The sequence below is a fragment of the Agromyces sp. NPDC055658 genome (assembly GCF_053618155.1).
The window spans coordinates 273,414-281,692 of the sequence record NZ_JBSHHD010000001.1; the positions used below are offsets into that span (position 1 = coordinate 273,414).

Annotated in this window: 5 protein-coding genes; all 5 read left to right on the forward strand. The window is 71.5% G+C overall.

The features are described 5' to 3' along the window. Positions 1 to 191 precede the first annotated feature (191 nt). Positions 192 to 3,149 (forward strand): carbohydrate binding domain-containing protein, encoded by a 2,958-nt coding sequence (locus tag ACWGPE_RS01270; protein WP_452047931.1) that lies wholly within the window; start codon positions 192 to 194, stop codon positions 3,147 to 3,149. 138 nt (positions 3,150 to 3,287) lie between these two features. Continuing rightward, a complete protein-coding gene (locus ACWGPE_RS01275; RefSeq protein WP_231432200.1) occupies positions 3,288 to 4,439 on the forward strand; it encodes an SLC13 family permease in 1,152 nt (383 codons plus the stop codon). A 129-nt stretch (positions 4,440 to 4,568) separates the two neighbouring features. After that, on the forward strand, positions 4,569 to 5,606 hold the full coding sequence (locus ACWGPE_RS01280; protein ID WP_231428991.1) for a LacI family DNA-binding transcriptional regulator: 1,038 nt from the start codon (positions 4,569 to 4,571) through the stop codon (positions 5,604 to 5,606). A 172-nt stretch (positions 5,607 to 5,778) separates the two neighbouring features. After that, positions 5,779 to 6,495: an L-ribulose-5-phosphate 4-epimerase gene (locus tag ACWGPE_RS01285; RefSeq protein WP_452047932.1), complete on the forward strand. Its 717-nt coding sequence runs from the start codon at positions 5,779 to 5,781 to the stop codon at positions 6,493 to 6,495. Beyond that, entirely contained in the window at positions 6,492 to 8,177 is a 1,686-nt protein-coding gene (locus ACWGPE_RS01290) for a xylulokinase (protein ID WP_231428989.1), read from the forward strand. Before ACWGPE_RS01285 ends, ACWGPE_RS01290 begins: the two co-directional genes overlap by 4 nt. Positions 8,178 to 8,279: the final 102 nt, after the last annotated feature.

Below are 8,279 nucleotides of genomic sequence, written 5' to 3' on the forward strand. Positions count from 1 at the left end.
GTCGACGGCACCTCCCCGCACACCCACAAGCCCGATTGGGGCCGGCCGCAGTCGGTTCACGTGAACCGACTGCCGCCGGCAGCTCCATCGAGCTCTGCCATCGTGTCCAGACGTTGCGTCGCGCCGGTGTTCCGGCGTCCGCAGCGCGAGGCGGGCGGAGCTCATCGCGATCGAATCAAAGGAGACAAGACGTGAAACGACATGAACGACTCGCGGGCCGCGGACGCGGCCGCCCTGCCCGGGCGTTCGCCGCGACGCTCGGCATCGGCGCCCTGGTCGCCTCCGTGCTCAGCGTGGGAGGCGGCGCATACGGCGCAACGACGGACATCATCGAGAACGGTACGTTCGAGACCGGCATCGTCGGATGGTCGGCCCCGCTCGGCGGGACGCTCTCGGAGAGCGACGACGCCAAGTCGGGTGCGAAGGCGCTCGCCATCAGCGGACGGACGAGCTTCCAGTCCGGCCCTGCGGCGACGGTCACCGGCCTGCTCGAGACCGACAGGTCCTACGATCTGAGCCTCGCCGTCAAGTTCGACGCCGGGCGGGCATCCCAGAACTTCAACGTCGTGCTCTGCACGGCATCGCGGAGCCGCTGCGACGTCGTGGCCTCCGCGGCGGTGACGGCGGGCCAGTGGACCACCATCGAGAAGGCGTTCACGCCCCTCTCGGCCGACTACGACATCCTCTTCGTCGAGACCCCGTGGAACACCGACATCCAGACGTTCGTCATCGACGACGTGTCGCTCACGACCGAGGGCGGGTCAGGACCGGCGATCGAAGAGCCGCCCGCCGTCGCGGGCAATCTTCTTCCCGACGGTCGCTTCGTCGACGGCTTCACGGGGTGGAGCAGCGTGCGCGGCGGCACGCTCGCGCTCAGCACGGATGCCGCGAGCGGTGCCAACTCCCTGCAGGTCACCGGCCGCGCCAACACGCAGTCGGGTCCGTTCGCCGACGTCACGGGCAAGCTCGAGGTCGGGGCGACCTACCGCATGAGCGGCAAGCTGAAGTACGAGCAGGGCAACGACACCCAGCAGTTCAACTTCACCTTCTGCCCCTCGAACTTCAACGGCTGCGCCGACTACGGCCAGAGCTTCACCCGCGGCGAGTGGGGCACCTTCTCGCGCGAGTTCACGGCGGAGGCGAAGCATGCCGCGGCGAACTGGCTCTTCGTCGAGACGCCGTGGGGAGCGAACGCGCTGCAGGACTTCAAGGTCGACGACGTCTCGCTGATCAAGATCGCCGATGCCCCGCCGGCTCCGGAGTACACGAGCCTCGAGAAGGTGCAGACGAAGCCGGTCGGCGACCACAACCCGCTGGTCGGCCACAAGTTCGGCGCAGACCCGCACCACCTCGTGTACAACGGGCGGCTCTACATCTACTCGACCGACGACACCCAGCAGTACGAGCTCAACAGCAAGGACGCGAACGGCCTGCCGACGCAGTCGAACGGCTACGGCGGCATCACCCGGCTGAACGTCATGTCGACGAGCGACATGGTCAACTGGGTCGACCACGGCGCCGTCCCGGTCGCCCGTGAGGGCGGCGCCGCCCCGTGGGCCCGCAACTCCTGGGCTCCGGCGGCCATCGAGAAGGACGGCAAGGTCTACCTCTACTTCTGCGACAGCGGAACCGGCACCGCGGTGGTCGTCGGCGGCTCGCCGCTCGGGCCGTGGACCGACCCGCTCGGCAAGAAGATCATCCCCGACACCGTCTCGCAGGACTACATCGCGAGCGGCGGGTTCCCGGCCGGCATGTGGCTCTTCGACCCCGAGGTCTTCATCGACGACGACGGGCAGGGCTACCTGTACTTCGGCGGGAACTCGCAGATCGGCACCGCGCCGAACATCCAGGGGCCGCAGAACCCGAAGTCGACCCGCGTGGCGAAGCTGAAGGACGACATGGTCACCCTCGACGGCGACCCGGTCGAGATCGACGGACCCGGCATGTTCGAGGCCTCGAGCATGTTCAAGCACGGCGACAAGTACTACTACTCGTACTCGTCGAACTTCCAGGTGAACGAGGTGCCGGGGCAGTACCCCTCTCGGGGCGCCATCGCCTACATGATGACGGACGACCCGATGGACCTGCCCGCCGCGAAGTACGCCGGCGTCGCGTTCCAGAACCAGGGCACGTTCTTCGGTGCGGGCAACGGCGGCAACAACCACTCGGACATGTTCACCTACAAGGGCGAGACGTACTTCACCTACCACGCGCAGACGCGCGGGGCGGCGTGGGCCGCTGCGCTCGGCACCCCGGGTGCGACCCAGGGCTACCGCTCGGTGCACATCGACAAGCTCGAGTTCAACGCCGACGGCACGATCAAGCCGATCACGGGCACCCGCACAGGGGTGGAGCAGGTCGAGTCCTTCGACCCGTATCGCACGTTCGAGGCCGAGACCCTCGCCTGGCAGCTCGGCATCGGCACGGCCAAGACCGACGTCCCCTCGGCCGAGTTCCCGGAGCACAACGGCAACGGCAACATGGTGCTGTCGCGGATCGACGACGGCGACTTCGCCGGCCTCTCGGGCGTCGACTTCGGCTCAGGAGCCACCTCGGTGTCGGCCGAGGTCAAGCCGCTGGTCGAGGGCGGGAGCATCCAGGTGCGCCTCGACGACGCCGACGGCCAGGTCGTCGCCGAGATCCCCGTCGAGGGCGAGGTCGGCGAGTGGACCACGGTGACGGCCGACGTCGACGGCGCGAGCGGCACCCACGACGTGTTCTTCGTGTTCGCCGCTCCCGACGGCCTCGACGCCGACACCGACCTCGTCGAGGTCGACAACTGGGCGTTCGCGGCCCTGCAGCCGACGGCGCCCACCGCGCCGCAGGCCGTCGCCGTCGTCTCCGGCGATGCCAGTGCGAAGGTGACCTGGCAGGCGCCCGCGAGCGACGGCCACTCGGAGATCACCTCGTACCGCGTGACGGCGACACCCGTGGTCACCGGTGGCAAGTCGAAGCAGGCGGTGCCCGTCGTCGTCGAGACCACGGAGCCGGCCGCGACCCTCACCGGCCTGCGCAACGGCGTCGACTACACCGTCGTGGTGACGGCGACCAATGAGCACGGCACCTCCGAGGCATCCGAGCCGGTCGTGGCGAGCCCGCGCGTCGCGCGGGCGACTCCGGCCACGCCGCCCTCGAAACCTCGCGGCTGATCGCACGCGAACGGGCCGGGCCCCGGCGGTCCGGCCCGTTCGCGCGTGCCCGTCGCCGACGCGACCGTCGCCGAGGCGGACCTTCGGCCGCCCAAGGCGGTGGCGGGCGCCGCTCCGGGAGTCGGCTACCCTCTCCTCGTGCGGATTGCAGTCGTGGGGGTCGTTCTCGTCGTCCTCGGAATCGCGGCGATGGTCGGCGGTGTCCTCCCACTCGACGCAGTCGGCGCACTCGCCGTTCGATCGGCGCCCATCCTGGGTTTCGTCGTCGCGATGACGATCGTCGCGGAACTCGCGGCCGAGGCCGGGGTCTTCCGTGCGATGGCGCAGCGGCTCGCCCGATTCGCCCGCGGCCGGGCGATCGTGCTGTGGCTGCTCGTGGTCGCGGCCGCCACCGCGTCGACGATCTTCCTCTCGCTCGACACGACGGCCGTCCTGCTGACGCCCGTCGTCGTCGCGGTCGCGGCGCACGCCCGCATCTCGCCCATCCCGTTCGCGCTGACGACCGTCTGGCTCGCGAACACGACCTCGCTCCTGCTCCCGGTGTCGAACCTCACCAACCTGCTCGCCGCCCAGCGCCTCGAACTGCACCCGATCGGATTCGCGGCGCTCATGTGGGCCCCGACCCTCGTCGGGATCCTCGTGCCCGCCGGGTTCCTCCTCGCCACGCGTCGGAGGCAGCTCAACACTCGGTTCGTGCCCGACGAGCCCGCACCGCCCCGAGACCGCGTGCTCTTGACGATCGCGTCGATCGTGCTCGTCCTGCTCGTCCCCTTGCTCGTGTCGGGCGTCGAGGTGTGGATTCCGGCGACCGCCGCCGCAGCGGTCCTGGTGGTCGTCTTCCTCGTGCGCCGACCGGCCGTGGTCCGCCCCGCGCTGGTGCCCTGGCGGCTCGTGGTGTTCGTCGCCGGGCTCTTCCTCGCCATGGAGGCCGCCCATGAGCTCCGTCTCACCGAGGTCCTCGCCTCGCTCGCCGGCGGCGGGGAAGGCCCGATCGAGCTCCTGCGCCTCGCCGGGGTCGCAGGATTGAGCGCGAATGCGTTCGACAACCTTCCGGCCTACCTCGCGCTCGAGCCGTTCGCCGACAGCCCGTTGCGCACCGCGGCCCTCCTCATCGGAGTGAACGCCGGCGCACTGATCACGCCATGGGCATCGCTGGCGACGCTCCTGTGGCACCACCGGCTGGTCGCGATGGGCGTCCAGATCTCGTGGCTGAGATTCGCTGCGCTCGGACTCGTCGTGGCGCCCCTCACCGTCACCGGCGCCGTCCTCGCCCTCGCCGCATTCGCGTGAGCGGCCGGTCGCCCGTGTGCGCGGCTGCCTCCGCGGCGGCACGCGCGGTCTCGCCGCCGCGCACTCGGGTCTGCCCGCCGCATGCCCGGCCCCGCCCGCCGTACACTCGGGCGGTGGAGGTGTGATGCGGTGAGCGAGGCGAGCCCCGAGGTATCCGGCGCCGACCGCGCGCGTGCCCGCCCGGTCGGCGTGCGCGAGGTGGCCTCCCGCGCCGGTGTGTCGCGGCAGACCGTGTCGCGTGTGCTGAACGACCATCCCGATGTCGCCGACGAGACGAAGCAGCGGGTGCTCGACGCCATGCGCGAGCTCGGGTACCGCATGAACAACGCCGCCCGCGCGCTCGGCACGAACCGGTCGCGTACCATCGGCGTACTCGCCTCGGACGCACTGCAGTACGGCCCATCGCGCAGCATCGCGGCGGTCGAGCAGGCGGCTCGGGCCGCGGGCTACTGGGTCAGCGCCGTCTTCGCCGAATCGGACGACCCCGGCCAGGTCGCCGCCGCGGTGCAGCACCTGCAGGCGCAGTCGGTCGAAGGGCTCGTCGTGGTCGCGCCGACGAGGGGCGCGCTCGAGATGATCGAATCGCTCGACGCGGGCATCCCGATCGTCACCCTGCACTCGGCCGGGCACGAGCCGAACAGCTTCTCGGTCGACCAGGTGGCCGGTGCTCGACTCGCGGTCGCATGCCTCGCCGATGCCGGGCACCGCCGCATCGCGCACCTCGCGGGCCCTTCGAACTGGCTCGAGGCCGAGTCCCGTGCCGCGGGCTTCGTGGCGGAGCTCGCCGCACGCGGGCTCGAGACCGGACCCCGGTTCGCCGGAGACTGGACCGCGGGCTCGGGGGCGGATGCCGCTGGCGCGGTGCTCGCCTCCGGAGTCACCGCGGTCTTCGTCGCGAACGACCAGATGGCGCTCGGGCTCCTCAGCGGGCTGCGTGAGGCCGGCATCGACGTGCCGGCCGCGATGAGCGTGGTCGGCTTCGACGACGTGCCCGACGCCGCGTACTACTCGCCTCCCCTCACGACCGTGCGGCAGGACTTCGAGGAGCTCGCCCGCCGGGCCGTGCACGCCCTCATCGGTGCGGCCGAGGGGGCGGATGAGGTGCCCCGCGAGCCGCTCGTTCCCGAGCTCATGGTTCGCCGCTCGGTCGCAGCACCGCCCCGCTGAGCGACGAGCCGGAGCGGGTTGACGCGCTCACCGGTTCATGGTTCACTGTTCCGTGACCGGTCACAGTGACCGGTCACGGCCGCTGGCTCGGTGCGGTGGTCTCGAAACATGGCCGCTCGTTGAGACCGGCCGGGACCCCGGTGGTCCGGCCAGAACAGAGGAGTCGACCCGCATGAGTGCATCGAGGCACTACGAACCAGAGGTCGAGACCGCGATCAGTCGTGTCCGCGACGAGGTCGCGCGCCTGCATGGCGAACTCGTGCGCTACGGCCTCGTCGTCTGGACGGGCGGCAACGTGTCCGGCCGGGTGCCGGGAGCCGACCTCTTCGTCATCAAGCCCTCGGGGGTCTCGTACGACGAGCTCTCGCCCGAGAACATGATCCTGTGCAACCTCGACGGCGAGGTCGTGCCCGGCACGCCGGGCAGCGACCGCAGCCCCTCGAGCGACACGGCCGCGCACGCCTACGTCTACCGCAACATGCCCGAGGTCGGGGGAGTGGTGCACACCCACTCGACCTTCGCCGTCGCCTGGGCGGCACGCGGCGAGGAGATCCCGTGCGTGATCACCGCGATGGCCGACGAGTTCGGCGGCCCGGTGCCGGTCGGTCCGTTCGCGATCATCGGCGACGACTCGATCGGCCGCGGCATCGTCGAGACCCTCACCGGCCACCGCTCGCGTGCGGTGCTCATGCAGAACCACGGGCCGTTCACGATCGGCTCCGACGCGAAGGACGCGGTCAAGGCCGCCGTCATGCTCGAGGACGTCGCGCGCACGGTGCACCACGCCCGGGAGGCGGGGCCGCTCATCCCGCTCCCGCAGGAGTCGATCGACCGCCTCTTCGCGCGCTACCAGCACGTCTACGGTCAGCCCGGCGAGGTGCGCCGATGAGCACGGATGCCTCGCCGTCGACCATCCTCGAGGCGCGCACCGCGCTCGGCATCGAACTCGGCTCGACCCGCATCAAGGCCTGCCTCGTCGACGCCGACGACCCCACCACGGTGCTCGCGACGGGCTCGCACGAGTGGGAGAACGAGTTCACCGAGGATCGTCGCTGGAGCTACTCGCTCGAGTCGGTCTGGTCGGGTCTCGCCGCCGCCTACGCGGAACTCGTCGCCGACGCCGAGCGACGTCACGGCGTGCGGCCGACGACCTTCGGCGCGATCGGCGTCTCGGCGATGATGCACGGCTACCTCGCGTTCGACGAGCAGGGCGGGCTGCTCGTGCCGTTCCGTACCTGGCGCAACACCTCGACCGGGCCGGCCGCCGCCGAGCTGAGCACGGCGTTCGGCCTCAACATCCCGCTGCGCTGGTCGATCGCGCACCTGCACCAGGCGATCATCGACGCCGAGCCGCACGTCGAGCGGCTCGACTTCCTGACCACCCTCGCCGGTTACGTGCACTGGCGGCTCACCGGCCGGAAGGTGCTGGGAATCGGCGACGCCTCGGGGATGTTCCCGATCGATTCCGCCACAGGCGGTTACGACCCCGACCTCCTCGTGCGCTACGACGCACTCGCCGAGGGCCGTCGGCCGGGTACGCGGGTCGCCGAGCTGCTGCCCGAGGTGCTCGGCGCGGGCGAGCACGCCGGCGAGCTCACCGCCGAGGGGGCGATGCTGCTCGACCCGACGGGCGAGCTGCGACCGGGCGCGCCGCTCTGCCCGCCCGAGGGCGACGCGGGCACGGGCATGGTCGCGACGAACTCGGTCGCACCGCGCACGGGCAACGTGAGCGCCGGCACGAGCATCTTCGCGATGGTCGTGCTCGAGCGGCCGCTCGCGAGCGCGCACCACGAGATCGACCTGGTGACGACCCCCGCGGGCGATCCCGTCGCGATGGTGCACTGCAACAACGGCGCCTCCGAGCTGGCGGCGTGGGCGGGCGTCTTCGAGCGCTTCGCCGAAGCGGCCGGCGCGACCCGCGACGGCGCGCCGCTCGCGCGCGACGCGGTCTTCGAGGTGCTCTTCGGCGAGGCGCTCGCGGGCGAGCCCGACGCCGGCGGACTGCTCGCGTACAACACGCTCGCGGGCGAGCCGATCGCGGGGCTCGACGAGGGCCGGCCGATGGTCGTGCGCACGCCCGACAGCCGGCTCACGCTCGCGAACCTCATGCGCGCGCAGCTCTACGGCGTGTACGGCACGCTCGCGCTCGGCATGCGCGTGCTCTCCGCCGAGGGCGTCGAGCTCGACCGCATGTTCGGCCACGGCGGCATCTTCCGCACGGCCGGGGTGGCGCAGCGCTTGCTCGCCGGGGCGCTCGATGCCCCGGTCGCGGTCGGCGAGACGGCCGCCGAGGGCGGTGCGTGGGGCATCGCGGTGCTCGCCGCGTACCTGCGCGAGCGCGGCCACGGCACTGACGACGAGCGGGATGCCTCGCTCGGCGCGTACCTCGACCACCGGGTGTTCGCGGGGTCGGCCGTCGAGGTCGTCGAGCCGGAGGCATCCGACGTCGCGGGCTTCGCCGCCTACCTCGAGCGGTACCGTGCGGGCCTCGTCGCGGAAGCCGCGGCCGTCGCGGCGCTCGCCCCCACGACCACCCCGACCCCCGAAGACGAGTCGACGAAACAGAAGTAGTCGGCTTGGTGGCCGCGGCGCGCCACCTCTTCCGCGGCGGGGCCGTCACGGCCCCCCCCCGGACCCCACCCCCGCACACCACGCCCCAAGGAACCACAAGAC

What these genes read in the sequence shown, in the direction of transcription:
- ACWGPE_RS01285 (WP_452047932.1), top strand. Translation starts at nt 5,779, where the DNA reads ATGAGTGCATCGAGGCACTACGAACCAGAGGTCGAGACCGCGATCAGT.
- ACWGPE_RS01290 (WP_231428989.1), top strand. Translation starts at nt 6,492, where the DNA reads ATGAGCACGGATGCCTCGCCGTCGACCATCCTCGAGGCGCGCACCGCG.